This is a genomic window from Rhizobium sp. NLR22b (genome assembly GCF_019685295.1).
Classification (GTDB): domain Bacteria; phylum Pseudomonadota; class Alphaproteobacteria; order Rhizobiales; family Rhizobiaceae; genus Rhizobium.
Genome location: NZ_JABDWM010000009.1, coordinates 1 through 25,116, shown reverse-complemented (window position 1 = coordinate 25,116; position 25,116 = coordinate 1). Strand labels below are relative to the sequence as shown.

The following is a 25,116-nucleotide window of genomic DNA, read 5'->3' as shown; positions in this document are numbered from 1 at the left end:
AGCGATGAAACATATCACCCAGCTTCTCGCCGCAGCGGCCGTATCCCTGGCAATCGCGCTTCCGGCGCATGCCGAGACGACGCTGACGGTTCATTACCCGATGCCGGGCTTCTTCAAGGACGTGATGGACACGATCTCGAAGAAATTCATCGCTGAGAACCCCGACATCAAGATTCAGTTCGCCAGCCCGTCCGCGACCTATGAGGAAGGCATCCAGACGATCCTTCGTCAGGCCGGCACCAGCGAAATGCCCGACATCACCTTTATCGGCCTGAACCGCCTGCGCATGCTCGACGAGCGCGACGTCGCCATCGATCTCGGCCCGCTCGTCCAGAAGGACGGCAACATGGCCGAGCAGGGCTTCTCTGACACGATCCTCAAGCTCGCCCAGGTCAAGGGCAAGCAGGTCGGTCTCGCTTTCGCCACTTCCAACCCGATCATGTATTACAACGCCGATCTCGTGAAGGCGGCCGGCGGCAATCCCGATAATCCGCCGAAGACCTGGGACGAGGTCATCGCGCTCGGTGGTAAGATCAAAGCGCTCGGCAACGGCGTCGACGGCATCGATTTCCGCTGGCAGGGCGATGACTGGATGTTTTCCGCGCTCCTCTTCGGCGCCGGCGGCAAGATGCTGAGCGACGACGAAAGCAAGGTCGCCTTCAACGGTCCGGAGGGCAAGAAGGCCGTCGAAGTCCTGCATCGCCTCGTCACCGAAGGCGGCATGCCGGTTTTCACAAGCCCGCCGGCGAACAGGCTTTCGCGGCCGGCAAGGTCGGTTTCGAATTCCAGACGACGGGCGCCTTGCGCAATACGATCAAGAACGTTGGTAACAAGTTCGATCTGCGCACCGCCAAGATGCCGCTGATCAATCCGCTAAGCGGCCGCTTGCCGACGGGCGGTAACGCCGTCGTCATCGTAACGCATGACGCCGCCAAGCAGGACGCCGCCTGGAAGTTCGCCAAATTCGCTGCCGGCCCTTACGGCGCCTCGGTCGTCGTGCCCGGCACCGGTTATGTCCCGAACAACGAGCTCGCCGCCAAGTCGCCCGAATATCTCGGCGATTTCTACAAGCAGAACCCGCTGTTCCAGGCTGGCCTCAGCCAGATGCCGGTGATGATCCCCTGGTATGCCTTCCCCGGCTCGAACGGCGTCAAGGTCACCCAGACGATCGTCGACAACCTCTCGCGCATCGTCGACCAGTCGGCCGAGCCGAAGGAAGCGCTCGACGACGCGGCCGCTGATGTCGAGGGCATGCTGCCGCGCAGCTGATCGCTTTTCCGATAAGGAAAGAGTTGGGCCGCTACGCCGAGCGCAGGGCGGCCCTTCTTGTTTTCAAGCGTCTCAGATGGGCCGCACCGTGCCGCCGCGGCGCAGCGTAAAGGCGACATCGAGATGGCGGGCAGGGGCGGCATTCTCCGCCATGTCGAGAAGCAGCGAGGCCGCCGTCGCCCCCATGCTGGCATCCGGCATTTCAATGGTCGTCAGCGGCGGATCGATCAGCCGGCCGATGGCGATGCCGTCGAAGCCGGCGACCGAAATATCCCCAGGCACCGAAAGCCCCTCACGCTTCAGCGCGCCAATGACGCCGAGCGCCAGAAGATCGTTGGAGGCGATGATCGCCGTCGGCGCAAGCGCGGTCATGATGGTGCTGAGATCGAGCTGGTCGTAACTGCCGACGAAGGGGATCTGCACGGCATCGAGTGGTGCCAGCCCGGCCTCGGCCAGCGCGTCGAGATAACCCTGGTAGCGAAGCCGCGCCCGGTCGGAGGCGGCGAAATTGCCGGAGAGGAAGAGAATGCGGCGATGGCCCCTGCCGATCAGGAAGGTGGCGATCTCCCGGCCGGCGCCGCGATTGTCGGCGGTGACCGCCGCCGGAAACTGTGCCGTCGGCCGGTTGTGGAGCAGCACGGTCGGCGGCAGCCTGGCAAGCAGCGCCTCGCTGGTCGACGGATCGCAAACAGTCAGGATCAGCCCTGTCGGTCGGTCGTTCAGCAGCGCCGCGACGGCATCGGCCTCGCGTGCCGGATCGTAATTCGACTGGGCGATCAACACGCCATGGCCGGCGACCAGCATGCGGTTCTGGATGCTTGACAGCGACGAGGCAAAGACCGGATTGGTGATGCTTGGAATTAAGACGCCGACCACCGGCCTGCGGCCGAGCCGTCCGGCCGCATGATAGCCGAGTTCTGCGGCGGCGCGGCGCACCCTGCGCACCATCAGATCGCTGGCTGGTCCGTTGCGGCTGAGAACTCTGCTTGCGGTCGCCAGCGAACATCCTGCCCGGAACGCGACCTGCTGCAATGTCGCCATCAAAAGCACCTCGCATCAATCCAATTCATTGCGGGGCGCTTTAAAGGGTTTCGATGACATCGATCTGACACTTCACTGCGGCGATCGGGGAGGGCGCCGGTCAGAGGCGGCGCCGCGCCGTTTCTCACCCCAAAGAAGCAATGCCAGGACACCGCTGAGCAGACCGAGAGATAGTGGCAGACCCTGAGGCCCGATCAGCTGCATCGCCAGTCCGGCCGCCGGCGAGCCCGCCATGCCGCCGATGCCCCATGCGAAGGCGAAGGCTGCATTGCCGGCGAGCAGGGTCCGGCCGTTGAAACGCTCGCCGAGCTCGATCAGCGATGTGGTGTAGAGCCCGAAGGAGACACCGCCCCAGACAAAAACCAGCGGCCAGACGAGCCAGGTGTTGAAGATGAACGCCAGCAGCAGGCAGCCGGTGAGGCAAGCCAGCACACAGAACAACATGGTCCGCGGCGCGCCGAACCGCTCGGCCGCCCGCCCGAGCAGGATCTGCAGTATGGCATTGCCGGCGACGAAACAAGTGATGAGCGAAGCGATACGCTCCTCGGCGCTGCCGAGTACCGTTCCATAAACGGTGAACAGGGAAAGCAGGATCTGCTCGAAGGCGGCGGCGGTGAAAACCGCAAACAGCAGCAGCGGCGCCAGCGCGAAGAAGCCGCCGACCGACGTTGCCTTGCCTTCGTCGGGCATGTCAGGCAGGTGTGGGGCAACGGCAAGCACGATCAGGCCGCAGGCAAGGAAGGCCGTGATGCCGATCGTGAAGGGGGGCCAGCCTTCCGTGCCGGCGAGGCCCAGGGATAGTGGGCCGATGCCGAAACCAGCCGAAACGATCGATGAATAGAGGCCGAGGATTCGGCCGCGGCGCGGTGCCGGCGTGATCGTGATCAGCCAGGTTTCGCTGATCACGTAGAGCGGATTGGCAAAGAAGCCGAGCAGGAAACGCAGCGGCATCCAGGCCCAGACCTGCTGGGTCCCGGCAATCGCGACCAGGGTAAGGGCAGCCAGGATCGAACAGAGGATGGCCAGCCGCGCCCCGCCTACGCCTCGCGAAAGCGCCGGAATGAGGGGCGCCGATATGATGAAACCCAGTGGCGTCATCGCTGCCGAGAGGCCGATCAGGCCTGATGTTATTCCCTGTCGCTCCAGGATGAAACTCAGCAGCGGGTAGGTCAGTCCCTGCGCCGCGGCAAACACCGTCACCGTCGCGATAATGCCGGCCATCGCAGTCCATGGAATCCGATCCTCCCTCTGTGATGTCGTGCTTGCGGTGGTCATGCAGATCTCCTCCTTGATCAATGGTGGGTCGAGCCCATGAGTTGAAAGAGGATGGAATTCTGCAGGATAGGGGGAGCGGCGTAATTAAGCCTCGCCAAAACGTTCTCAAAAACTTCCAAACGGACTATAGATCCGCTTTATGCAGGGATCGCGCTTTGCCTTTGGTCCGTTCGTGCTTGATCCGGATGCGGGAACGCTGCTTCGGAACGATGATCCCGTTGCCATCAGCCACCGCGGGCTGAAGCTGCTTGCGGCGCTCGTCGGGCGAACGGGAGAAATCCTCGCGAAGACCGATCTGATGGACGCGGCCTGGCAAGGCATGGCGGTCGAGGAAGGCAACCTCACCGTCCAGATCGCGCGGCTGCGCAAGCTGCTCGGCTCGTCCGCCGGCGGCGGTGAATGGATTGCAACGGTTCCGCGCGTCGGTTACCGCTTCACGGGAGCCGTGCATCGGCTGAGCGGCATGAGGCGAAAAACCTTGCCGCTGCCTGATAAACCGTCGATCGCCGTGCTGCCCTTCCTGAATATCGGCAACGATCCCGAACAGGAATCCTTCGCGGACGGGCTGACGGAAGACCTTATCACCGACCTCTCCAGGATGCCCGGGCTGTTCGTCATCGCCCGCAACTCGGTCTTCGCCTACAAGGGCCGAGCCACGCACGTGCGAGAAATCGCCGAGGAGCTCGGTGTGCGCTACCTGCTCGAGGGCAGCGCAAGGCGTGCCGCCGGGCGCGTGCGCATCAACGCCAAGCTGATCGACGCGGCGAGCGGCGATCATCTCTGGGCGGATCGCATCGATCGCAGCCTGGACGATATCTTCGCGGTTCAGGACGAGGTGACGGCCAGGATCGTCGAAGCGCTGCTCGGTCGGCTGCGCGCGCCGCCGCCGCGAAATCGGCCGAAGAACCTCGATGCCTACGACCTTTGCGTGCGGGCGCGCAAGCTGATGGACGATTCCCCGCAGGCAGCCGAGGAAGCGCATCTGATGCTGACGCGCGCTGTCAGCCTCGACCCGGACTATGCCGAGGCCTATCGCTGGCTTGCCATGAACCACTGGATGGGATGGGTCCATAGCGGCGGGCCGACGGAATCGAACCGCGACGCTGCTCTGGAACTGGCGCGTAAGGCTATTGCGATCGATCCGAACGATGCCGGCTGCCGTTGGGTTCTCGCCTATCTGCTTGCTTATGCACGCGATTTCGTCGAGGCGGATGCTCAATTCGCCAAGGCAATCGAACTCGATCCGAATGAGGCGGACACCTTTGCCGCATTATCCGATATCTCGGTCCTCGCCGGACGGATCGAAGAGGGGCTGGAGCATATCGGCAAGGCATTCCGGCTGAACCCCTTTCCGGCAAGCTGGTATTATCTGGCGCTCGGCCAAGCGCAGTATGCGGCGGGGAAATACGAGGCCGCTATCGAGACGCTGCGGCGGGATGAGACCTATCGCACAAGCTCACGCCGGTTCCTGGCGGCCAGCCTGGCCCAGCTCGGCCGGCTCGACGAGGCGCGTGCCGAAGCCGAACTGTTCCTCGTCGCCAACCCCCATTTTTCAACCAGTCACTGGGCGACGATGGAGCCTTTCCGCGAGGCGGCTACGCTTGAGCATTTCGTCGATGGTTACCGCAAAGCTGGGCTCCCCTGACCGCATCTCGCGTACAAGCGGCATTCGAAGGCGCCGGGCGAGCCTTAGCGTCGGGCGGCTTCCGTATTTGATTTGAATCAAGGAAGTTTGCGACGAGCGGGCAGATGATTGCGCTGTCGTCACGGCTGCAACCGCGGCCGGTCGGAGGATCGTTCGATGGCAAACACTGTTCTTCATGCTCAACCTGCAAGTTCCCCGGCGATGCCGGGGTATGTCTCCGTGCCGGTGCTCGGCGCGACGCTCGCCGCCTTCGCCACCATCTCATTCCTGCTGTGCATGCTGCTCGGTTTCATCTCCCCGGAATGGGGTCTGCATAGGCCATGGCTGCAGTTCTACCTGGGGCTGACCGGTTTCGATGTTCGAAGCTTGGCGCTCGGCATCGTTCAAAGCCTTATCTTCGGCGGCTATGCGGGTGCGCTGATTGCCACTATCTTCAATTTCATCAGCCGACGTTTCGGCTGAGGGGGAACGGAGCCGGACAGATGGCCGCCGACCGCTGCTGTTTCGATTGGATGAGCGCATTGCAGGCCGTCCTGATCGCGCTGGCGCTTCTTTTCGTTCCGGCGTCCGGCTTGCAAGCGATGCAATGCCATGACGGTTCGGTTCATGACCCTTCGGTCCAAGAGCAGTTCGAACGCTCCCCCCTCCACAGCGATGCCCATACCTGGCGTCATACCGGCTCTCAAGCACCCGACCATAAAGCCTGCTGCTCCGCGCCATGCGGTTTTTGCATTGCCGCGGTCTTGATCGACCGTCTCGAAGCTCCGGCAGCCCAAAGTTCTTTTCTTCCTTTTGCGTGGCGCAATCAGACCGGCAGCGGCCTGGCGTCTCCTCCCACGCTAGGCCCTCCTCGTTTCCCAGTCTGAGGATGCCGGATTGCGCCTCGGCGCTATCCGGTCGTTCCGCGGGCCTCCTTGCGGACACCCAGACCAATGGTCGGCACCGCCGATCCGGATAAAGGACCAACTGCAATGAATCGCCGTAATTTCTTGAATGGTCTGATGGCCGGCGCTGCAGCGCTCGGCACATCGACCGGCCTTCGACCCCTCTGCGCCTTCGCGCAGCAGGCCGGACCCTCATCCGCACCACAGATGACACCTCATGCACTCTCGATCGGCTATCGAACCATTGAGGTGAAGGGCAAGTCCGCCCGCGTCTTCGGCCTCGTCCGACCGGACGGAACGCCGGGACTCGCGTTGGACGCCGGAACGGAATTCGACGTCGTGCTGTCGAGCGCCATCGACCAGCCGACGCTGATCCACTGGCACGGTCTGACCCCGCCCTGGGCTGCAGATGGCGTCCCAGACAATCCGGCCGCACTGCTGAAGCCATCGGAAAGTCGCCACTACACCTTCCCGGTTGGCGCGGGCGGTACGCACTGGATGCACGCCCATACGCTACAGGAGCAGAACCTGCTCGCGGCTCCGCTGATCGTGCAGGCGGCAGATGACAAGCTGCGCGACGAACAGGAGGTGATCGTGCTGCTCCACGATTTCTCGTTTCTGTCGGCGGAGGAATTGCTGGCAAAGCTGAAAGGGAACGGCGCCTCCGGCGGCATGCCGGCTCACCTCGGCTCGATGCAAGGTATGGCCGGCATGCAGCATATGATGTCCGGCGACAACATGGCGGGCATGGCGACGCCGGCAATGGCCATGGATGTCAACGACATCGACTATGACGCCTATCTCGCCAACGACCAAACGCTCGACGATCCCGAGATCGTAAAGGTCGAGAAAGGCGGCCGAATCCGCCTGCGCATCATCAACGGCGCCACCGCCACCGCATTCACCATCGACACGGGGAGCCTCTCCGGGGAACTGTTTGCCGTCGACGGGCAGGGCGTGCAGCCGGTCGCCGGGACGTCCTTCCCGGTGTCGATGGGACAGCGCCTCGACATTCGCCTCAGCATTCCGAAGGATGGCGGCGCGTTTCCCGTCCTTGCTCTGCGCGAAGGAGCATTGGAACGCACAGGCGTGATCCTTGCCACGGCTGGCGCGGACGTTCGTAGGGTCGCGGACGCGGGTGACGCCAAGGGGCCAGTCCTCGGGCTCGGTCTGGAACAGCGACTACTTTCCCTCAGACCGCTGGCTGCTCGCGCCACAGACCGCCTCTTCAAGCTGTCGCTGGGCGGCGACATGGCCTCCTACGCCTGGGGCATCGACGGCGCGGACGGTCTGGTGGTCAAACGCGGCGAGCGGATCGAGATCGCCATCACCAATTCCTCGATGATGGCGCATCCGATGCACCTGCACGGGCATCATTTCCAGGTGGTCGGCATCAACGGAACCCCCGTCGCCGGCGCGGTCAGGGACACGGTTCTGCTGCCGCCGATGGCGAGCGTCGTCCTGGCGTTCGACGCCGACAATCCCGGCCGCTGGCCGCTGCACTGCCATCACCTCTACCACATGGCGTCGGGCATGATGGCCTTCGTCACCTACGACGGCATCGGTTGACGCGGCTCCGAGAACCGCGAAGCCTCCTGCGAATTCATTAGAACGAGGCATCCTCATGAACGACAATCATCCTCCGTCGGCCTGGAGCAGCTACAGCCGAACCGTCTTCATCGCCTTCGCCGCGATCGCGCTGGCCCTCATCGCATACGAACACCGTGTGCATGTCCTCGGCATCCTGCCATGGCTCCTCATCCTGGCCTGCCCGCTGATGCATCTCTTCATGCATCACGGCCACGGCGGTCATGGCGGCCATTCCGGCCAGGACCATGCCAACTATCGGGCTGGCATGAGCAAGCAGGACCGGAAGGAGGCCGACGATGTCTGACACCCCTGCCTACGGGCTCTGGAGCCTGGTGATCATCAATTCCGTGGTGTTCATCGTCTTTGCCGCGAGCTTCACGAAGCTCGGGACGAATCGGGACTGGCGGTCGCTCGGTCCTTTCTCCGCCTTCGTCGTCGCGCTCTTCACGGAGATGTACGGCTTCCCCCTGACGATCTACCTGCTGTCCGGCTGGCTCGGGCGCCAGTTCCCGGGCGTCGACTTCTGGTCGCACGACGCCGGCCACCTTCTCGAGATGATGTTCGGCTGGCGGGTCAATCCGCATTTCGGGCCGTTTCACCTCGCCAGCAATGTGCTGATCATCGCCGGCTTCTGGCTGCTCGCCTCGAGCTGGCACGTGCTCTATGCCGCTCAGCGCGAGAATCGCCTGGCGACCACAGGTCCGTACGCTCGCGTCCGGCATCCGCAATACGACGCTTTCGTTGTGATCATGATTGGATTCCTGCTGCAGTGGCCGACGCTCGTGACGCTCGCGATGTTCCCGGTGCTGGTGTGGGTGTACGTGCGACTTGCGAGGCGGGAGGAGGAGGCCTCCAGAGCGGAGTTTGGAGCTGCGTGGGACGCGTATGCCAGAACCGTTCCGCCATTTATTCCGAGGCTTGGTCATGGCGCGGATGCAGCCGGAAGCAGTCGAGGAGGAGCGGTCCATGACTGATCATCACTCGCATGAAGCCCACGCGCACGCCCATAACGATCATTATCGTCATCAGGAAGACAAGAAGCCTGTCGTGCAGGTGGGCACTGCTCCGAGGCCTCTGGAAGGCGTTATCTATACCTGCCCGATGCATCCGCAGATCCGGCAGGTCGGACCCGGCACCTGCCCGATCTGCGGCATGACGCTGGAGCCCGAGGTCGCGACCGAAGCGGCAGGACCGAGCGCCGAGCTCGTCGACATGACCTGGCGGTTCTGGATCGGTCTCGTGCTGACCTTACCGGTCCTAGCCCTGGAGATGGGAGGTCATCTCACCAACCTGCACATGCTGCTCGGCGCGCAGCTTTCCAACTGGATCCAGCTCGTGCTGGCAACGCCGGTCGTGCTCTGGGCGGGATCGCCGTTCTTCAAGCGGGCCTGGGCCTCGCTCGTCAACCGCAGCCTCAACATGTTCACGCTGATCGCGATGGGAACGGGCGTCGCGTGGGTCTACAGCGTCGTCGCAACGGCGGCACCGGACATCTTTCCTGCCACGTTCCGCGCCGCCGACGGTTCGGTTGCGATCTATTTCGAGGCGGCCGCAGTCATCACCGTGCTGGTGTTGCTGGGCCAGGTGCTTGAGCTCAGGGCGCGGGAGCAGACCGGCGGCGCGATCCGGGCGCTGCTTGATCTTGCCCCGAAGACCGCCCGCCGCATTCGGGACGATGGTACGGACGAGGACGTCGTGCTCGATGTTGTCGCAGTTGGCGACCGCCTGCGCGTCCGTCCGGGCGAGAAGGTCCCGGTCGACGGGGAGCTGCTAGAGGGGCGTAGCTCCGTAGACGAATCCATGATCACCGGCGAATCCATGCCGGTCACGAAGGAGGTAGGCGCCAGGCTGATCGGCGGCACGATGAACCAGAGCGGTGGTTTTGTCATGAAGGCGGGCAAAGTTGGACGCGACACGATGCTCTCGCAGATCGTCCGCATGGTAGCCGAGGCCCAGCGCTCCCGCGCGCCGATCCAGCGGCTCGCCGACCAGGTGTCGGGCTGGTTCGTCCCAGCGGTGATTTTGGTCGCAGTCGCTGCCTTCGTGGCCTGGGGCGTCTGGGGGCCGGAGCCGCGCTTCGCCCACGGCCTCGTCGCCGCCGTCGCCGTGCTGATCATCGCCTGTCCGTGCGCGCTGGGGCTGGCGACGCCGATGTCGATCATGGTCGGGGTCGGACGTGGCGCGAGGATGGGTGTGCTGATCAAGAACGCCGAGGCGCTGGAACGCTTCGAGAAGATCGATACGCTCGTCGTCGACAAGACCGGCACGCTGACGGAAGGCAGGCCGAAGGCGACTGCATTGAAGGCCGTCCAAGGATTCGACGAATCCGAACTCCTGCGGCTGGCCGCAACGCTCGAACGTGCCAGCGAACACCCACTCGCCGCGGCCATCGTCGCCGCGGCGCAGGAGAGGAGCCTTGCCCTGGGCGAGGCCCGCGAGTTCGACAGTCCCGTCGGCAAGGGCGTCACCGGTACGGTCGACGGGCGGAATCTCGTCATCGGCAGCCATCGGATCATGGCCGAGGCCGGCGTCGACTTGTCGTCGCTCGCGGCCGAGGCCGAGACGCTGCGCGGCGAGGGTGCGACGGTGATCTACGTAGCCATTGACGGCAAGGTGGGCGGTCTCATCGCCATTGCCGATCCAGTCAAGACGACCACGCCCGCCGCGCTGCGTTCGCTGAAGGAGGAGAACATCCGCGTCGTCATGCTGACCGGAGACAACAGGACGACGGCGCAGGCCGTGGCGAGAAAGCTCGGCATCGACGAGGTCGAGGCCGAGATCCTGCCGGAGGACAAGGGCAAGGTGGTCGCGCGGCTCCGAAGCGAAGGACGCGTCGTCGCCATGGCAGGAGACGGGGTCAATGACGCCCCTGCACTTGCCGCCGCCGACGTGGGCATCGCCATGGGAACGGGGACCGACGTGGCGATCGAGAGCGCGGGCGTCACGCTGCTGAAGGGCGACTTGCAGGGGATCGCAAAGGCCCGCAAGCTCAGCCATGCGACCATGAGCAACATTCGCCAGAACCTGTTCTTCGCCTTCATCTACAACGCGGCGGGCGTGCCCATCGCTGCAGGCGTACTCTATCCCGCCTTCGGGCTGCTGCTCTCGCCGATCATCGCGGCCGCGGCCATGGCGCTGTCATCGGTCAGCGTCATCGGCAACTCGCTCAGGCTGCGCCGTTCGGCCATCGACTAGGTGACCTGCGGCTCGCCCGCTGGACACGGCATTCGCATCCATCCTGTTCCCGGCAAGCGGGCGCGGATAGAACCAGCCAAAGGAGAAACGACATGGGAATGACAATGCCAAATGTTATCCTGCTGGCCGCGGCGATTGCCGTCGGCAGTGCAGAGCTCGCCCTTGCGCAGACGAGCGGGGCGGATCCCCATCATCCTGCGGACCCGGCGCAGGCGACTCAGCCGTCGGGAATGGAGGACACGACCGTGCAAGGCCAGGGCGCGATGCCGGGCGGATCAGGCATGATGCAGTCCGGCATGATGGGACAAGGCAAAGGCAATACGATGCCAATGCAGTGCATGATGATGCAGCCTGGCGCGGCCGGGGGCATGCCGATGCAGCCCGGCATGATGGGGGCGATGCCAACGATGGCTATGCGCGGACCCATGATGAAGATCATGTTCGCGATCGCCGACACCGACGGGGATGGCGCGCTGTCCTTCGAGGAGGTGACGGCGATCCACAAGCGGATCTTCGGTAGCGTAGACGCCAACAAGGACGGCAAGGTCACACCCGAAGAGATGCAGACGTTCTGGAGGCCATAGCGGAGGCGACCCCGAAGGCCCTGTCGCGAAGCCTCCAAGGATATGATAGGATCGAAATGCATTCACCACGGGAGGGGTAAATGCGCCGTGTCCTTCTGACTTTGCTCCTTTGCGCGCAGTCCGCATCGATGCCGGCGGCGGCCGAGCTTGCCGTATTCCACACCGCTTCGTTCGGCGGCAGCCGGTCGGTCAGCCTCAGTCTAGCGGAGGGAACTGCGTCCCGCGATCACGCCTTCGACTTCGACGTCGTCATCACGCTGTCGGAATTCGACGGTGGCGGGGCTGTGCTCTATCAAGACGGAGGAAGACACAAGGCGAGGGTGCGATGCGTTTCGCCCGCCATGGTCCGGATCAATTCCGCCGACTATGCGGTTGACGTTTCGGCGCGGCCGGGAACCGACTGGAAACACGATCTCTGGTCAGCGCTCTGCAACGCCCCGCTCTCCTGATCGGCATTGCGGCATGCTTTGTTCAATCGACGCGTTAACCCTTCGGCGGGCGGATTTCCATGAACACGTATGAGGCACCGATCCCCGACGGGATCGCATAAACGTCGTAGGACGCCTGCGGCTCGTCGCCCATTCCCAACGAACCGGACGGCATGCCCGGCACGGCCAGTCCCCGGAGCGGCGGCCGCTCCCGCAGCAGTCGCTGGACGGCCTCGAGTGGCACGTGTCCCTCGAGGTAGTATTCCTCGACGACGGCGGTGTGGCATCCCACCAAGTCGGCGGGAACGCCCAGCCGAGCCTTTACCGCGGCGAGGTCGTCGGTGTTGTGGGCATCGACGGAATATCCCGCCGCAGCCATAGCCTTCAACCATTCGTGACAGCAACCGCAGTTCGGATCCTTGTAGACCGTCATTCTCGCCGTTGTGGCGGCGAAGGCCCCTCCGCCACGAAGCGCAAGGGCGGACGCCGCCATTGCGATGAAGCTTCTCCTGTGCATCGTCTCCACTCCTCGATGCCCTGTCGCCCGGATGTATCCGAGCGACAGGGAGTGCGTTATTTTACTTCGGTGACGGTCAGCTTGCCATTCACGCGTTCGGCAACGAACTCGATGCTCGATCCTTCCTTCAGCTTTTCGAGCAGAGCCGGGTCCTCGACGCGGAAGACCATCGTCATCGCCGGCATGTCGAGGTTCTTCAGGTCCTCGTGCTTGATGGTGACCTTCTTCGCCTTGGCGTCGACCTTGTTGACCACGCCCTTGGTGAACTCCGCAGCAAACGCACCGAAGGCTGCACTGAAAGAGAGCAGGGCGGCTAGGCTGATTTTAATCATTGCAGTTTTCATTTCATGGCTCCTTTTGCGCGTTACTTCCCGGCGACGGTGACGTCGCCGTGCATGCCGGCTTCGTAGTGGCCGGGAATCAGGCAGGCGAACTTGAACTCGCCGTCGGTGGTGAACTTCCAGACGATCTCGCCGGATTGACCGGCCGGAAGGCGGATGGAGTTGGCGTCGGCATGTTCCATTTCCGGGAACTTTTCCATCACCTTCTTGTGCTCCAGGATCTTTTCCTCCTGATCGAGCACGAATTCGTGGTCGACGGTGCCGGCGTTCTTGATCGCGATCTTGATGGTCTGTCCCTTGCGAACGTTGAAGACCGCGGGCGTGAACAACATCCTGCCGTCGTCGGTTTCCTTCATCGTGACGCGGATCGTCTGTGTCGCCTTGGCCTTGTCGCCAGGCTCTCCGACAGCCATTTTCTCGCCGTGACCGCCGGCGTGATTGCCGGAGGCGAGGGCAGGGGTTGCAAGCGCGGCGAGTGCCAGTGCCATTACATAATTCTTCATGCGTAGATCCTTTTTGATGTGGGATACTGAATCTCAGCCGTTCGTCGGCTTCGGCGTGATTTGCGTCTTCGCGTCTTTGGCCCTGGCGGGGTCCGGCAGCTCGCCAGTCCACTCCCAGGCCTGCGTTCCGGGCGGGTTCTCGTACCAGCCCGGATCGGAGTAATCGTCCGCCGAGATGCCCTCGCGGACCTTCACGACCGAGAACATGCCGCCCATCTCGATCGGGCCATGCGGCCCCCAGCCGGTCATCATCGGAACAGTGTTCTCGGGAATGGGCATTTCCATTTCGCCCATATCGGCCATGCCCTTGGTGCCCATTGGCATGTAATCCGGTTGCAGCTTCCTGATCTTCTCGGCGAGCTTCGACTTATCCGCGCCGATGAAGGTCGGGATGTCGTGGCCCATCGCGTTCATCGTGTGATGCGACTTGTGGCAGTGGATCGCCCAGTCGCCGAGGTATTTGGCGTCGAACTCATAGGCGCGCATGGCGCCGACGGGGATATCGATGCTCACCTCCGGCCATCGAGCCTCGGGCCGCACCCATCCGCCATCCGTGCATGTCACCTCGAAGTCATAACCATGCATGTGAACCGGGTGGTTCGTCATCGTAAGGTTGCCGACCCGCACTCGCACGCGGTCGTTCCTGGAAACGACCAGCGGGCTGATGTCCGGAAACACGCGGCTGTTCCAGCACCACATGTTGAAGTCGGTCATCTCCATGACCCTCGGCACATACGAGCCGGGATCGATGTCATAGGCGTTGAGCAGGAAGACGAAGTCGCGGTCGACGCGCATGAACGCGGGGTCCTTGGGATGGACAACGAAGAAGCCCATCATGCCCATGGCCATCTGCACCATCTCGTCGGAATGCGGGTGGTACATGAAGGTGCCCGACTTCACGAGATCGAACTCGTAGACATAGGTCTTGCCGACCGGAATGTGCGGCTGCGTCAACCCGCCGACGCCATCCATGCCTGACGGCAGAATCATGCCGTGCCAGTGAATCGTCGTGTGTTCCGGCAGCTTGTTGGTGACGAAGATGCGCACCCGGTCGCCTTCGACCGCCTCGATGGTCGGACCCGGAGACTGGCCGTTATAGCCCCAGAGATATGCGGTCATGCCGTCGGCCATCTCGCGTTCGACCGGCTCTGCGACGAGGTGGAACTCCTTGACGCCGTTGTTCGTCCGGTGGGGCAGGGTCCAGCCGTTGAGGGTGACGACCGGCTGGTAATCCGGGCCGGAAGTCGGATGGAGCGGCGGCTGCATGTCCGCCGACTCCATTGTCGCGGCGTCGGGCAGACCCATCGCCGAGGTTTTCGTCCAGGCGCCGGCCGCCAACAGGGATGCGCTCGCACCGAACAGTTGTCGTCTGTTGAACATGGTGGGTTCCTTTCTCAATGGCCGCCGCCGCTGCTGCCGGAAGCAGCGGCGACTTCGGTCTCTGCCGGCGCGCTGGTCGCGCCGCCGCCGTAAATCGCAGGCGCAAGGTTGGCTTCGGCGAGCCAGAAATCGCGCTTGGCGTTGACGGAGAGCAGGATGGAGTTGATCTTGTCGCGCGTGTCGGTGAGCAGCTCGAAGGTGTTGGAGATCATGCCGTTGTAGGTCAGGAGGGATTCCTCCTCGACCTTGGTGCGCAGCGGCACGACATTGTTGCTGTAGTGCCGCGCGATGTCGTAGTTCGAGCGATAGGCCTCGTATGCCGAGCGTGCTTCCGAGCGGACGTTGACGGCCTTCTCCGCGAGCTGGTTTGCCGCCCGCATATAGGCCAGCTCGGCCTTGCGCATCCGCGCCTTGCCGGTGTCGAAGATCGGGATCGCGAACTCCAGCTCGACCTGGCCGGTAGTTCTGGTGATCTTCTCCTCGTCCTCGATTTCCCGTTCCGTTTCGAAGCCAGTCAGGATCTCGAGATCGGTGACATAACGCGTCGCTTTGGTGAGCCCGTACGACCTTGCGGTTGCCTCCAGCTCAAGCTTCGCCACCTGAAGATCGATGCGGTTCCTCAGAGCCTCGGCCTCGATCGTATCGCGTCGGGCGACGGCCTTGGGCAGCGGCGGCAGGCTGTTCGGAATCTGGTAGTCCAGGTCGGCCCCCCAGAGACCCATCAGCCGTGTCAGTTCCTCCTTGGCGAGACGAGCTGCGAGGCGCGCCTTCGCGGTCTCGCCGGCGAGCTCGGCGACGAACACATGTTCGCGCGCCTGGGCGCCCTTGGTCATCGCGCCAGTCTCGCCAAGTTTCTCCGCAAGTTCGGAAGCAGCGTCCGCCGTCGCCTGGGCGCGTTGCAGCTGCCCGACATTCTCCCAGGCGGCCACCGCCCCGATCCAGGCGCCCCGCGTCTCGGCGGCGACCTGTAGCGTTCTTACGGCAGCGGTCAGTTGCGCCTGGCGGAAGCGGGTGTCGGCGATCGCCACGTCACGGTTCCTCGTCGCAAGCGCCAGGATGTTCGTCGTGATCATCCCCTCGATGGTCTTGAAGGCCTCCAATCCAGGTGTGCCGAAGCCTGTCGTGCCGATGGAGACTGTCGGGTTGATGAGCATGGTCGACTGCCAGGCATCGGCCGCACTGTCGCCGAGATCGGCGTAGGCAGCCTGAAGGCCCTTATTGTTGAGCAGGGCGATCTGAACCGCCGTCTCGACGTCGAGGATTCTCCGTCGCGCGAGCAGATTTTTGACCTCTGCGGCGACAGAGCGCGCCTGAACCTGGTTCTGGATCCAAACCGTTTGCTTTGCCGTCGCTATTGCGGTCTTGTCGGCAACGGAAGCGAACCCTGCTTGCTTGCTGGAATATTCGGCGCCCGTGACGCAACCGCTCAGCACCAGCGGGACCGCCAGCACGGACGTTAATTTTCTGAGGCCGATCATGAGGCGTCTCCTTTCGCGGGAGACTGCAGATCGTTCTGTCTACGCCACGGCTTGGGATCGACGGGCTGCCTGCCAACATAGCCCGAAACCGGCGACCGATATGCGATAGGGCGCGGCGAGGGCTGTTCGATCGCGGCGGAAGATGCCACCACGTCGGGAGGAAGCGTGGATGCGCAGCCGCCGATGACAAGCGGCAGCCCCACCACGAAAAACGAGCGTTTCATTATGAAATTTCCGAATAAGAGATAACCTACGGGCGCTCGCCCGAAGCCAGGCGGCGACCGAATGGACCCGATCGAGCGGGCGCGTCTCTATTCAGATATTCGGAGGGCGGTGGAGCGGCGGCTGTTCGCCGAAGGTCGTGCGGTCGTCCAGGAACTGCCGGATCGAGGTTACAACTGGCCCACCGACGTAGGGGCTTTCACAAATGATGCCGAGGCCGCCGCAGAAATCCTTGCAGCATTCCTGCTTGACGAGCTTCGATGGACCTCCATCGTCATCGGGCATATCGATGCGCGAATGGTCGTGGTGGCCCGCTTCCGCCAAGTCGTGGCCTTCATGGGACGGCATCATCTCTGCGGCGGCGACGCGCAGTTCCGGGAATGCTGAGCCATGCATCGCCGCACTGGCGTTCGCCAACGAGTACCCGGCCAGTGATACAACGATCACCAGCCGCATCATAACGAGCAACATGCTCACTGTGATTCGGTACATCTTTGCCATTCCCGAAGAGCTACAGGTAATGCAGCCCGTTTTCAATCGCGGACCTAGCTATTGCCGACATGAGTCCTTAATATGACGCATCCCGCGGGGTTGAGGCTGGCCACTTAGACGTTTTTTGCTGGCCGCGGCAGCAGCATCCGGTCCACTGTCTCGTCACGGGCGACCAGCGTGTGCCAGGCCGCTGCGGCAAGATGCAATGCCACCATCGCCAGGATGATCTTCGAGCCCACGACATGGTAGTGTGCGATTCCGAACCAGAAATAGCTGGCGACGCCCCCCATGCAGGCCTGTCCGATGATTGCGGCGTAGAAGACGTGATGAAGCGCCGTGGCGATCCGTCCGGTCCATGTGCCGGGCGCGGCAGGCTCGGGCGGCTGAAATATGCGGAGAACGAGCCGCACGCCCATCAGCAGGCAAATGCCGATCCCCGCGTAGTTGTGGAGCTGATGCTGGACGACGTCCCACGCAGACGGCGTCATCCCCATGTGGACTGCATGATGAATTCTCTCGATGCTGCCGCCAGTCAGATACTGCACCGGCACCATGAAGGCGACCAGCCAGTGAAGCCCTATCTGAACGAGCGAATAGCCGCCTCTCATTAATCCACTCCGAGCCAGAGCCGCAGATTATTCGGCGGCGGTTAACGCTTCGTCATCGGCCCATTGCCGAGAACATCGGGGAGGGTATCCGCCCTCTTGCTGCCCAGATGAGAAGGGATATGCGTGGAAGCGGGATCACGTCGGCTTGGGAAATAACTCTATGAGACGGACCTTTTTCGTGACGACTTTTGGACTGCTCCTTGCCATGGGAGCCGCTCTCTTGACGACAGTCCCGTCGCCGGCCGCCGAGGATGTCGTGGCGCTTCGGCAGGCGGACATGAAGGCCATGGCCGCCGCGGCAAAGACAATTTCCGGCATGTTTAAGGATCCGGCGAGCTACAAGGCAGCCGAGTTCCGATGGGCAGCAGACACCATCCGCGACAGATCCGGCGTCGTTCTTTCCGAACACTTCGTATCCGAGGCGACCAGCCCGCAATCAAAGGCCAGGCCGAACATTCTTGAGGAGCGCGAGCGGTTCGACCGCATCGCAAACGACCTGCGCGACTACGCCATCGCGCTCGACGCCGCTGCGCAGAATAATCCGGGACCGATGCCTGCCGACATGCGCATGAAGCCTGGAGAGGCCATGGGCAGCGGCCCGCTCGGCACTCACGTCCGAAGCGAGCAGGAGCTGTCGGCAATGCCGGCGGAGCACGCCTTTCACCTCATGCTGCAGACCTGCACGACGTGCCACGCCCGCTTCAGGGCGCAATAAGCACAACTGGTGTCAAGCAGCCATATTCGAAGCCGCCGACATCACATCCCGAGGCGCGGGACCGCCGAACAAGTTGCGGCCACCTTCCTCGACTTCCGTGAAACACCAGCGCACGACGCCATCGCGGTCGAGCAGGAATTCGCCGACAAGCTGGCCATGGCCGGTGGCGATCATCCGCGTATCGTCCTCCGTGAATTCGTAGCCGTCGGCCTTGTCGAGATAGTCGATCGCCGCCATCACATCCATGGGCTCCGGCAGCTCGCCCGGCATGTCGATCCGCATTGAGGACATCGTGCTCATGCTGACCTTGTGCGGCCATTCGTTCTCGGATTCGGTGAACTCGATATTCGGCAGGCCGAAGGCTCTGTGCGATACCCGTTCGGGGTCGGAGGCGGCCAGTAAATTGGGAAGCGGGTGGTAGCGGAAATAGAGGCGCGCTCGCTCGATTGGCGTATTGACGACTGTCAGGCTGTCGATGCCTTTCTCCTGCAACGCACCGGTGAGTTCGGCCATGGCGGCGATCTGCCGGCGGCAGAAGGGGCAGTGTAGGCCACGAAACAAGCCGACGAGCACCGGCTTCTGACCGCGGAAATCATCGATGGCGATCTTGCCATGGCGGGTGATCGCATCCAGCACCACGTTGGGCGCGCGATCTCCAGGCTGTAATGGTTTATCGGCGTGGTTCTCCTGCATTGTTAGTTCCTCCCTGTATGTTTCTGAATTATCTGGTCTAATTGATGCAGAGCTAGATACGAAGCCTTCAGTCGAGAAACGGCAAGACGACGAATGTGCCGGGGTCGAGCTTGTGGCGGATGCACACATCCTGCGCCAGCGCGAAATACCGTTCCGCTTCATCCATGTCGTCGTGTTCAAGGCTCAGTGTCGCCAAGCCATCATAACACGGAAAGAGCAGTTGCGGCTCGTCAATTTCCTTCGCAACCTCAAGGGCTTCCTCGTAATACTTACGAGCTAGCTTCGGCTGCCCATGACATTGGTGTATCTGACCGAGCACGATCAGCGGTACGGAGAGATGGTCGCGCTGATCGAGCGCCCGGTCGATCTCCACCGCCTTTTCCGCCGCCGGCACGCCCTCCGCTCCGCAGCGATCGGTGAAGGTGCAGCAGGAGACCGCGAGATTGGCGAGAAGACGCGCCTGGAAGCCGAGATCGCCGATACGAGTGGCGACCTCCAACCCGCGCCGGCAGATTCTGATGGCGTTGGCCGGATCGACGATTGTGTAGAGAACGCCGAGGTTGGAATAGGCGCGGCAGGCGGCACTTTGCAGATCGGCCTTTTCGGCGACCGAAAGGCTGCGCTCCACTTCCTGCACGGCATCACGGCGGCGTCCGAGCCGCGCCAGCGCTGCACCCTTGGTGTTCAGCGCCTCTGCCATCGCCCGCGCCGCCTCCCGTCCGGCCTCCGTCGTTCCATCGATCGGCAGCGTTTGCAGGCATTGCAGCGCCTGTGTCGCCCATTCGGCGGCAGCAGCCTGGTCGCCGGTGCGGAAGGCGAGGTGGCCGCGTTCCTGCAGGAGATGCGCATGTTCGACCGGCGCATCGATCGGCGCGATCATCGCTTCGGCTTCGGCGCAATGGGCCTCCGCCTGATCGCGACGTCCCGCATCGAGATGCAGGCGGCTGATCTTGCGCAAGATTCTCGCCACGGAGATCCGATCATCTTTCACGCGGTGGGTCGCAAGTGCTCGCTGATAATGGTTCAGGGCGGCCTCACGCCGGCCGGCAGGACCGCAGAGATCGCCAAGGCGCTCCAGCAGCGCCGATTGCTCCGGCGTCACCTCCGGCTCGTCGGCAAAGGCAGCAAGAGCCTGACGGTAGAGACGCATGGCATCGTCATTGGCGTAAATCTTGCGGGCCATATCGCCCGCCGCCATGAGATAGCTGGCGCCCTTGGCCTTTTCGGTGGTCAGGCTAAAATGATGGCCGAGCTGCGCCAGATGCTCCGCCCGATCCGGCGCCACGCCATATTGGCGTTCCAGCGCCCGGCCGATCCGTCGGTGAAGCTCCATGCGCCGTTGCAGCAGCAGATTGTGGTAGATGACATCGTGCATCAGCGTCTGGCTGAAGCGATAGCCCGGCGCTATCTCGGCGTCCGGCCCGCGCAATTCCTCGATGATATTGGCATCGCAGAGATAATCCAGCGCCGCATCGATGCCGCCCGGGTCGGTCGCGACGGTGCGGAGCAGGGCGGTATCGAACTTCGGGCCGACGACCGCCGCCTCTTGCGCCAGACGCCTGATCTCCTGCGGCAGCCGGTCGACGCGGGCAAGTAACAGGGCCTGCAGATTGACCGGTATGTCGACATCCGCGTCTTCGGCCGCGACATGCCAGCGCTGGCCGTCATTGTGCAGCGTGCCCATGTCGATCAGCCCGCGCAGGATTTCTTCGATGAACAGCGGATTGCCGCCGGCGCGATCGAGGATGCGCTTGCGCATCGGCGCCGGCAGCTTGCCGTGACCCTCGCCAAAAAAGGCGGCAAGCAGCGTCTGCCCATCGGCAGCGAGGAGGGGGCCGAGACGCTGGACGGTGACGCTGACGCGATTGGAGTCCAGCGGGTCCGTCTGCGACGTCGGCCGATAGATCGCGAGCAGCATCAGCCGGCTGCGCTCCAGCCGATCCATCATGAAGCGCAGCACCTCCAGCGAGGCCGCATCCGCCCAGTGGAGATCCTCGATGACAAGAAGGAGAGGGCCTTGCGCCAGCCGCCGCTCGAAAACGGTGCGGACCGCATAGAAGATCTGCCGCCGCAATTGTTCCGGCTCGATGTGCCGGAGCGCGCCATCGGGATCGCCGAAGCCGAGAACATGCAGAAAGAGCGGCAAAAGCGCCTCGATGTCGTCAGGCCTGAGATCGAGGGCGCGGAACCCTGTTGTCAGCAGTTGCCGTGTCTTGTCGGGATCGTCGCGCTCGCCAATTCCGTAGGCGCTCCGCACGACCGCGGCGAGCGTGCCGTAGGATTGTTCGCCGAGGGGAGAACAGCTGGCTCTGCGGATGGCAAGGCCGGGGAAACGATCCGCATCGGCGGCGGCCCCGACGAATTCGCTGGCCAGACGCGATTTGCCGATTCCTGCTTCGCCGATCAGGCGGACAAGCTGCGCGGCGCCGCCACAGGCAAGGTCGAGGCCGGTCAGCAGGCGCGACAATTCCGCGTCCCGTCCTACCATCGGCGCCTGAAGGCCGAAACTTTCGAGCCCGCGCGCCCTATGCGGCGCTTCCAGCAGCCCGGTCAGCCGATGCACGAGCACGTTTCCACTCTTGCCGCGCAAGGCCTGCGCGCCGAGGCTGTCGAAGGCAAAGGCGTGGCGGGTGAGTCGATAGGTCAGCGGACCGACGAGAATATCGTTTTCGCCGGCCATGGATTGCAGCCGTTGCGCGGTGTTCACCGTGTCGCCGGTCACGGAATAGGATTTCGCACTGGCGGCGCCGAAACCGCCGGTGACGACAGGGCCGCTGTTGATGCCGATATGCAGACGCAGCGGCACGCCGGCGCGCGATTGCCAGCGTTTGCCGACTGTAGCGGCACGGTCGATCATATCAAGTGCGGCGCCAAGCGCCCGCACCGGGTCGTCCTCATGGGCCGCAGGCGCACCGAACAGCGCCAGAAGCGCATCGCCGACAAATTTGTCGACGAAGCCGCCATAGGCTTCCACCGCCCGGGTCATCTCTTCGAATAATTCGTTCTGCAGCGCCCGCATGACTTCAGGATCGATCTGCTCGCTTAGCGAAGTGAACCCGCAGAGATCGGCAAAGAGCACCGTCACCGGCCGCCGGTCGGCATCGCTATCGGCTTCACCCGGTGCTGTCTCGATGGCCGGTTTCGCGGCGGGCTGGGTCTTGCTTGGGATCGATGCGCCGCATCTCGGGCAGAAGGCAAAATCCGGCTGACATGGATAGCCGCAGGCCGCGCAAGAGAGAGGTTGCTTTGAGCCGCATCGCGGACAGAAAGCAAAACCGCTCTGAATATCGAAACCGCAGCCGGCGCATTCCATCGCAGGCATCTCACAAAAACCCGATATGCGACAGCGATATCGGCCGCTGCCGGCGGGCTTCTCAACGGCGATAAGAATGAACCTGCTGACGAAGACCCGCAAGCACAAACAGCCGCCGGCCAACCTTATCGGCCTGCTGCGGTTCCCTTATCCGTCCGACGGCAAAATTCGATCAGTTGCTCCGAGGTCATTGGCCTTGCCAGAGCGTAACCTTGCAGCAGATGGCAGCCGAGATCTTTCAGGATCTTCGCGTGCTCCATTGTCTCCACTCCTTCGGCAACGATGTCGATGTTCTGTGACCGGCCGATTTCGATAATCGAGGAGACCAGACGGCGTTGAGAAGGCGAGGCGATGATCGGCTTGACAATCTCTCGATCGATCTTGAGCCTTCGGGGTTCAAATCGAAGCAAGCTGACGATACTGGCATGTTCCGTGCCGAAATCGTCAATTTCAATTTCTATGCCGAGCGCCTTGATTGCTGGAATCACCTCATTGAGAGCGGGCTGAAGCTCGTCGAAGGAGATTGTTTCAAGCAGCTCGAAACACAGGCGCCCCCTCGCTGCGGGAAGCGCCGAAAGCTCGGCAAGGAGATTCGCCTGCGCCAGTCGGCGCGCCGAGATATTCACTGAGACCCGTGGGATTTGGAGTCCCAAACCGTCCCATCTCGTCAGCTCGAAGAGTGCCTTTTGCAGGATCAGCTTATCCATGTCGCCACTACGGCCGAGCCTTTCCGCAGCATCAAGAAACTCGGTCGGGCCGAGCAGACCTCTTCGCGGATGGTCCCAGCGGGCGAGGGCTTCGACGCCTGCGACTGCCAATGTGGATGCGTCGAACTGCGGCTGGAAGAACGCTACAAACTCGTCGCGTTCGAGCGCTTGATTGAATTCATCGGCCAGTTCTTTCGAATGAATTGCGGCGCTGCGAAGCTCTTCCGTGAAAATGGCCGCGCGACCGCGACCCGCCTTCTTCGCCTCGTAGAGAGCCAGATCGGCATTCAGAAGCAATTGGCTGAGGTCCCGACGAGAAGGTTCAGCCTCCCAGGCGACACCGACGCTTGCTCCGACCACATATGCTGCTCCATCGATAAAGATGTTGCGCTGAAGCGCGTCGACAATCTGCCTGGCCAATTCGGCTGCTTTAGGCTCCGGATTGGCGCTCCAGCTGGCGAAAATGAACTCGTCTCCACCGATGCGGGCCGCGACGTCGTTCGGGCCGGCCAAATCGGCGAGCCGCAAAGCCGTGGTCTGGAGGACGATGTCACCGCCAGCATGGCCTTTCGTGTCGTTGATCTCCTTAAACCGGTCAAGATCGATATGAATGAGGATCAGGCAATCTTCCGGAGCGGGCCGCGGCGGCTGCGAGATCATCTGGTCGACGAACCGCCGATTGGGAAGTCCCGTCAGTGCGTCGTGCAGTGAGAGGTATTCCAGGCGCTGACGGGCGCGAACGAGCTTCTTCTTGTGCAGGCGAAGTTTTTCGATGGTCCTTTGGCGCGACCTGGTCAGAAAGCCGACCCAGACGATGGGGGCAACGACACAGAAGGCCAATAAACTTGCATAGAACTCGAAGGCGCCGATCCCGTTATTTCTACCCCATCCATGCTTCGGACGCGCGGCGAGGGTCCATCGGCCGTAGGTCATATCCACGTTTGCCACGACCGGTTGCCTTTGAAAGGTCTCCAGGCTGCCGAGAAAAACCTGTTTGGGCGATTCCGGCTCCGGTTCGGTGCTGATGGCAACCTCAAGGTCGGTCGAACGAAGACCGCTATCGCCGTAAAGCCTTGGAATATCGATGATTCCGGAAAGAAGGCCCCAAAAGATCTGGCTATTTCCATCGGTGACATAGACAGGGCACCTGACCACGAAGGCCATTCCGCCTTGGACAAGCTCCACCGGGCCGGTCAAGACGATATTGTGGGTGTTGCGCGCCAGCATCGCGGCAGCCCGTTGCTTCTCATTCTTCCGGTAGTCGAGCCCGATGGCTCTTTCATTTTCCATTTCCGGAAAAACCCATCTGACGACCATGTCCGGCGCCGCGGCGAAGCTTCGCAATTGTGAATCGGGCTGCAGGATCCGTGCTGCAAGTTTGGAGAACCCGTTCTGACCCATTGCGGGATCGACGGAGATACCCGCCGCCAGCCCTTGCAACAGTTTCACATTGCTGTTCAGGTTCGTCTGCAGCCGAGATGATATCGTGGCAAGCTCGCCGGCAACGACCGAGCGTTCATCGGCCAAAGAGCGCTCCAGCCGCCAATTCGTTGCCACCCAGACGACGATGACTGCAATAATGGCCGCAAATACCGCTGGCGCGAAGGCGCTCACATGGCCGGTTAGGCAGCCCGCGCGGCTGCGCGCTATCTCTGGGTCTTTTCGAAACGTCATCAGCTCGCCGGTGTGGTGGTAAGAGCGTATCCTTGCACAGCTTCTTTAAGGCAACGCTAAACCGACCAATACGGTTCGAATGTCGTCAGTCCGGCATGCACGAATGGCTAGATTTTTGCAGGGCCGGGGACACACCGCGCGGCGCTATCAGTCCCATCCGCTTATCTCCCAGGTCATCAAACCCGGGGAGAGTGACATTCTTACTTTGCAGATACAGGACACTTTAACTTTGCGGCTACAGGTGATTGTCAAAGCTGATTAGAGATGCGGCGCCCCTGGCCAGTTAGAAATGCGACGCTCTGGCTGTCCCGGCCCTGCCGGTCAGCCCCCGATCCGACCGGCTGGGCCGGATTGCAGGGAGGAGCGGGGGCGGGTAGGACGCACCCCTTCGGCTTTAGCTTTGAGACTATGTCCCTCACCCTTCATTCCGCAGCTTCCATCCGCGCCAGCGCCTTCTGTCGTTTGGCAATCACCTCCGGATCGTTCATGAAGTCCGTCCGCCGGCCGGGCTTGCGGCCACACTTCTGATAACCATTTCCCTGGCTGCCATCCGGTATCCCAA

Annotated in this window: 23 protein-coding genes and 1 pseudogene; 11 read left to right on the top strand and 13 right to left on the bottom strand. The window is 62.7% G+C overall.

What is annotated here, in order from left to right; all coding sequences use genetic code 11:
* Nucleotides 1-4 precede the first annotated feature (4 nt).
* Nucleotides 5-1,269, top strand: a pseudogene (locus HJC00_RS15985) (ABC transporter substrate-binding protein).
* A gap of 72 nt (nt 1,270-1,341) precedes the next feature.
* Here HJC00_RS15985 and HJC00_RS15980 read toward each other — a convergent pair.
* Together HJC00_RS15980 and HJC00_RS15975 are read right to left on the bottom strand one after the other, a co-directional pair.
* The gene (locus HJC00_RS15980) at nt 1,342-2,310 is read right to left on the bottom strand and encodes a substrate-binding domain-containing protein (RefSeq protein WP_221146616.1); all 969 of its coding nucleotides are present in this window, start codon (nt 2,308-2,310) and stop codon (nt 1,342-1,344) included.
* A gap of 72 nt (nt 2,311-2,382) precedes the next feature.
* Nucleotides 2,383-3,585, bottom strand: a complete 1,203-nt coding sequence (locus tag HJC00_RS15975; protein WP_221146617.1) for an MFS transporter — start codon at nt 3,583-3,585, stop codon at nt 2,383-2,385.
* Between the two features lie 139 nt (nt 3,586-3,724).
* On the opposite strand from HJC00_RS15975, the gene HJC00_RS15970 reads away from it, so the two are divergent.
* The 9 genes from HJC00_RS15970 to HJC00_RS15930 all read left to right on the top strand — a co-directional run bounded on the left by HJC00_RS15970 (nt 3,725) and on the right by HJC00_RS15930 (nt 11,932).
* Nucleotides 3,725-5,230, top strand: a complete 1,506-nt coding sequence (locus HJC00_RS15970; protein WP_221164348.1) for a winged helix-turn-helix domain-containing tetratricopeptide repeat protein — start codon at nt 3,725-3,727, stop codon at nt 5,228-5,230.
* Between the two features lie 156 nt (nt 5,231-5,386).
* Nucleotides 5,387-5,692, top strand: a complete 306-nt coding sequence (locus tag HJC00_RS15965; protein ID WP_221164347.1) for a hypothetical protein — start codon at nt 5,387-5,389, stop codon at nt 5,690-5,692.
* A gap of 20 nt (nt 5,693-5,712) precedes the next feature.
* A complete protein-coding gene (locus HJC00_RS15960; protein WP_210631346.1) occupies nt 5,713-6,096 on the top strand; it encodes a hypothetical protein in 384 nt (127 codons plus the stop codon).
* A gap of 105 nt (nt 6,097-6,201) precedes the next feature.
* Nucleotides 6,202-7,683: a multicopper oxidase family protein gene (locus tag HJC00_RS15955; protein WP_210631345.1), complete on the top strand. Its 1,482-nt coding sequence runs from the start codon at nt 6,202-6,204 to the stop codon at nt 7,681-7,683.
* A 55-nt stretch (nt 7,684-7,738) separates the two neighbouring features.
* On the top strand, nt 7,739-8,008 hold the full coding sequence (locus HJC00_RS15950) for a DUF2933 domain-containing protein (protein WP_210631344.1): 270 nt from the start codon (nt 7,739-7,741) through the stop codon (nt 8,006-8,008).
* Nucleotides 8,001-8,678, top strand: coding sequence for an isoprenylcysteine carboxylmethyltransferase family protein (locus HJC00_RS15945; RefSeq protein WP_210631343.1), 678 nt, complete (start codon nt 8,001-8,003; stop codon nt 8,676-8,678). The genes HJC00_RS15950 and HJC00_RS15945 overlap by 8 nt, the downstream gene beginning before the upstream one ends.
* Nucleotides 8,671-10,899, top strand: coding sequence for a copper-translocating P-type ATPase (locus tag HJC00_RS15940; protein ID WP_210631342.1), 2,229 nt, complete (start codon nt 8,671-8,673; stop codon nt 10,897-10,899). Before HJC00_RS15945 ends, HJC00_RS15940 begins: the two co-directional genes overlap by 8 nt.
* A 92-nt stretch (nt 10,900-10,991) precedes the next feature.
* Nucleotides 10,992-11,483, top strand: a complete 492-nt coding sequence (locus HJC00_RS15935; protein WP_405047655.1) for an EF-hand domain-containing protein — start codon at nt 10,992-10,994, stop codon at nt 11,481-11,483.
* Between the two features lie 80 nt (nt 11,484-11,563).
* A complete protein-coding gene (locus HJC00_RS15930) occupies nt 11,564-11,932 on the top strand; it encodes a hypothetical protein (protein ID WP_221155089.1) in 369 nt (122 codons plus the stop codon).
* 34 nt (nt 11,933-11,966) lie between these two features.
* On the opposite strand, the gene HJC00_RS15925 is transcribed toward HJC00_RS15930, so the two are convergent.
* From HJC00_RS15925 to HJC00_RS15890, 8 genes are all read right to left on the bottom strand, one after another.
* Nucleotides 11,967-12,428 carry a DUF411 domain-containing protein gene (locus HJC00_RS15925; protein ID WP_221155091.1) on the bottom strand — a complete coding sequence of 154 codons (462 nt, stop codon included), beginning with the start codon at nt 12,426-12,428 and terminating at the stop codon, nt 11,967-11,969.
* Nucleotides 12,429-12,484: 56 nt separating this feature from the next.
* Nucleotides 12,485-12,772 (bottom strand): copper-binding protein, encoded by a 288-nt coding sequence (locus tag HJC00_RS15920; RefSeq protein ID WP_210631339.1) that lies wholly within the window; start codon nt 12,770-12,772, stop codon nt 12,485-12,487.
* A gap of 20 nt (nt 12,773-12,792) precedes the next feature.
* Complete coding sequence (locus tag HJC00_RS15915) at nt 12,793-13,272, bottom strand: plastocyanin/azurin family copper-binding protein (RefSeq protein WP_221155098.1); 480 nt, start codon at nt 13,270-13,272, stop codon at nt 12,793-12,795.
* Between the two features lie 33 nt (nt 13,273-13,305).
* The gene (locus tag HJC00_RS15910; protein WP_221164346.1) at nt 13,306-14,652 is read right to left on the bottom strand and encodes a multicopper oxidase family protein; all 1,347 of its coding nucleotides are present in this window, start codon (nt 14,650-14,652) and stop codon (nt 13,306-13,308) included.
* A gap of 14 nt (nt 14,653-14,666) precedes the next feature.
* Entirely contained in the window at nt 14,667-16,130 is a 1,464-nt protein-coding gene (locus tag HJC00_RS15905; protein WP_221146622.1) for a TolC family protein, read from the bottom strand.
* Nucleotides 16,127-16,354, bottom strand: a complete 228-nt coding sequence (locus tag HJC00_RS15900) for a hypothetical protein (protein ID WP_210631335.1) — start codon at nt 16,352-16,354, stop codon at nt 16,127-16,129. The genes HJC00_RS15905 and HJC00_RS15900 overlap by 4 nt, the downstream gene beginning before the upstream one ends.
* 91 nt (nt 16,355-16,445) lie before the next feature.
* The gene (locus tag HJC00_RS32610) at nt 16,446-16,844 is read right to left on the bottom strand and encodes a hypothetical protein (protein WP_247241736.1); all 399 of its coding nucleotides are present in this window, start codon (nt 16,842-16,844) and stop codon (nt 16,446-16,448) included.
* A gap of 113 nt (nt 16,845-16,957) precedes the next feature.
* Nucleotides 16,958-17,452 carry a cytochrome b gene (locus HJC00_RS15890; protein ID WP_221164345.1) on the bottom strand — a complete coding sequence of 165 codons (495 nt, stop codon included), beginning with the start codon at nt 17,450-17,452 and terminating at the stop codon, nt 16,958-16,960.
* Between the two features lie 160 nt (nt 17,453-17,612).
* On the opposite strand from HJC00_RS15890, the gene HJC00_RS15885 reads away from it, so the two are divergent.
* Complete coding sequence (locus HJC00_RS15885) at nt 17,613-18,167, top strand: cytochrome c (protein WP_210631332.1); 555 nt, start codon at nt 17,613-17,615, stop codon at nt 18,165-18,167.
* A 12-nt stretch (nt 18,168-18,179) separates the two neighbouring features.
* Here HJC00_RS15885 and HJC00_RS15880 read toward each other — a convergent pair whose 3' ends face one another.
* The 3 genes from HJC00_RS15880 to HJC00_RS15870 all read right to left on the bottom strand — a co-directional run bounded on the left by HJC00_RS15880 (nt 18,180) and on the right by HJC00_RS15870 (nt 24,554).
* The gene (locus HJC00_RS15880; RefSeq protein ID WP_210631331.1) at nt 18,180-18,860 is read right to left on the bottom strand and encodes a peroxiredoxin-like family protein; all 681 of its coding nucleotides are present in this window, start codon (nt 18,858-18,860) and stop codon (nt 18,180-18,182) included.
* A gap of 67 nt (nt 18,861-18,927) precedes the next feature.
* A complete protein-coding gene (locus tag HJC00_RS15875) occupies nt 18,928-22,173 on the bottom strand; it encodes an adenylate/guanylate cyclase domain-containing protein (RefSeq protein WP_221164391.1) in 3,246 nt (1,081 codons plus the stop codon).
* A 125-nt stretch (nt 22,174-22,298) separates the two neighbouring features.
* Nucleotides 22,299-24,554: a bifunctional diguanylate cyclase/phosphodiesterase gene (locus HJC00_RS15870; protein ID WP_221164344.1), complete on the bottom strand. Its 2,256-nt coding sequence runs from the start codon at nt 24,552-24,554 to the stop codon at nt 22,299-22,301.
* Between the last annotated feature and the right edge of the window lie 562 nt (nt 24,555-25,116).

What these genes read in the sequence shown, in the direction of transcription:
- HJC00_RS15980 (WP_221146616.1), bottom strand. Translation starts at nt 2,310, where the DNA reads ATGGCGACATTGCAGCAGGTCGCGTTCCGGGCAGGATGTTCGCTGGCG.
- HJC00_RS15975 (WP_221146617.1), bottom strand. Translation starts at nt 3,585, where the DNA reads ATGACCACCGCAAGCACGACATCACAGAGGGAGGATCGGATTCCATGG.
- HJC00_RS15970 (WP_221164348.1), top strand. Translation starts at nt 3,725, where the DNA reads ATGCAGGGATCGCGCTTTGCCTTTGGTCCGTTCGTGCTTGATCCGGAT.
- HJC00_RS15965 (WP_221164347.1), top strand. Translation starts at nt 5,387, where the DNA reads ATGGCAAACACTGTTCTTCATGCTCAACCTGCAAGTTCCCCGGCGATG.
- HJC00_RS15960 (WP_210631346.1), top strand. Translation starts at nt 5,713, where the DNA reads ATGGCCGCCGACCGCTGCTGTTTCGATTGGATGAGCGCATTGCAGGCC.
- HJC00_RS15955 (WP_210631345.1), top strand. Translation starts at nt 6,202, where the DNA reads ATGAATCGCCGTAATTTCTTGAATGGTCTGATGGCCGGCGCTGCAGCG.
- HJC00_RS15950 (WP_210631344.1), top strand. Translation starts at nt 7,739, where the DNA reads ATGAACGACAATCATCCTCCGTCGGCCTGGAGCAGCTACAGCCGAACC.
- HJC00_RS15945 (WP_210631343.1), top strand. Translation starts at nt 8,001, where the DNA reads ATGTCTGACACCCCTGCCTACGGGCTCTGGAGCCTGGTGATCATCAAT.
- HJC00_RS15940 (WP_210631342.1), top strand. Translation starts at nt 8,671, where the DNA reads ATGACTGATCATCACTCGCATGAAGCCCACGCGCACGCCCATAACGAT.
- HJC00_RS15935 (WP_405047655.1), top strand. Translation starts at nt 10,992, where the DNA reads ATGGGAATGACAATGCCAAATGTTATCCTGCTGGCCGCGGCGATTGCC.
- HJC00_RS15930 (WP_221155089.1), top strand. Translation starts at nt 11,564, where the DNA reads ATGCGCCGTGTCCTTCTGACTTTGCTCCTTTGCGCGCAGTCCGCATCG.
- HJC00_RS15925 (WP_221155091.1), bottom strand. Translation starts at nt 12,428, where the DNA reads ATGCACAGGAGAAGCTTCATCGCAATGGCGGCGTCCGCCCTTGCGCTT.
- HJC00_RS15920 (WP_210631339.1), bottom strand. Translation starts at nt 12,772, where the DNA reads ATGAAAACTGCAATGATTAAAATCAGCCTAGCCGCCCTGCTCTCTTTC.
- HJC00_RS15915 (WP_221155098.1), bottom strand. Translation starts at nt 13,272, where the DNA reads ATGAAGAATTATGTAATGGCACTGGCACTCGCCGCGCTTGCAACCCCT.
- HJC00_RS15910 (WP_221164346.1), bottom strand. Translation starts at nt 14,652, where the DNA reads ATGTTCAACAGACGACAACTGTTCGGTGCGAGCGCATCCCTGTTGGCG.
- HJC00_RS15905 (WP_221146622.1), bottom strand. Translation starts at nt 16,130, where the DNA reads ATGATCGGCCTCAGAAAATTAACGTCCGTGCTGGCGGTCCCGCTGGTG.
- HJC00_RS15900 (WP_210631335.1), bottom strand. Translation starts at nt 16,354, where the DNA reads ATGAAACGCTCGTTTTTCGTGGTGGGGCTGCCGCTTGTCATCGGCGGC.
- HJC00_RS32610 (WP_247241736.1), bottom strand. Translation starts at nt 16,844, where the DNA reads ATGTACCGAATCACAGTGAGCATGTTGCTCGTTATGATGCGGCTGGTG.
- HJC00_RS15890 (WP_221164345.1), bottom strand. Translation starts at nt 17,452, where the DNA reads ATGAGAGGCGGCTATTCGCTCGTTCAGATAGGGCTTCACTGGCTGGTC.
- HJC00_RS15885 (WP_210631332.1), top strand. Translation starts at nt 17,613, where the DNA reads ATGAGACGGACCTTTTTCGTGACGACTTTTGGACTGCTCCTTGCCATG.
- HJC00_RS15880 (WP_210631331.1), bottom strand. Translation starts at nt 18,860, where the DNA reads ATGCAGGAGAACCACGCCGATAAACCATTACAGCCTGGAGATCGCGCG.
- HJC00_RS15875 (WP_221164391.1), bottom strand. Translation starts at nt 22,173, where the DNA reads ATGGAATGCGCCGGCTGCGGTTTCGATATTCAGAGCGGTTTTGCTTTC.
- HJC00_RS15870 (WP_221164344.1), bottom strand. Translation starts at nt 24,554, where the DNA reads ATGACGTTTCGAAAAGACCCAGAGATAGCGCGCAGCCGCGCGGGCTGC.